The organism is Mammaliicoccus sp. F-M27, from assembly GCF_022387115.1.
GTDB classification, from domain to species: Bacteria; Bacillota; Bacilli; order Staphylococcales; family Staphylococcaceae; genus Mammaliicoccus; species Mammaliicoccus vitulinus.
Genome location: NZ_JAJNIE010000042.1, coordinates 1 through 407 on the forward strand (window position 1 = coordinate 1; position 407 = coordinate 407).

At 37.8% G+C, this 407-nt stretch carries 2 rRNA genes; both read right to left on the minus strand.

Going from position 1 to position 407, the window contains the following annotated elements:
* Positions 1 to 83, minus strand: a 23S ribosomal RNA gene (locus LQ598_RS13705); the annotation flags it as partial.
* 255 nt (positions 84 to 338) lie between these two features.
* Positions 339 to 407: ribosomal RNA gene (locus LQ598_RS13710) — 16S ribosomal RNA — on the minus strand; the annotation flags it as partial.

Sequence of the window (407 nt, forward strand, 5' to 3'; positions counted from 1 at the left end):
CCCCAAAGCATATCGTCGTTAGTAACGTCCTTCTTCGGCTTCTAGTGCCAAGGCATCCACCGTGCGCCCTTAATAACTTAATCTAATATTTTCTTATACATAAATGTTTAAGAAAATAACTGTTATTAATCTGTGATGTCGTCTAAAAAGACGACGCGCGATTATTAAGCTTGTTGAATTTCGTTAGAAATTCACTCGGTTTTTTGCTTGGTAAAATCTATTTGCTTACTTATCTAGTTTTCAATGTGCAATGATGAATGTTAAATAAACATTCAAAACTGAATACAATATGTCCACGCTAATTCCATGACCTAAAGGTCATTCCGTAATATCCTTAGAAAGGAGGTGATCCAGCCGCACCTTCCGATACGGCTACCTTGTTACGACTTCACCCCAATCATCTGTCC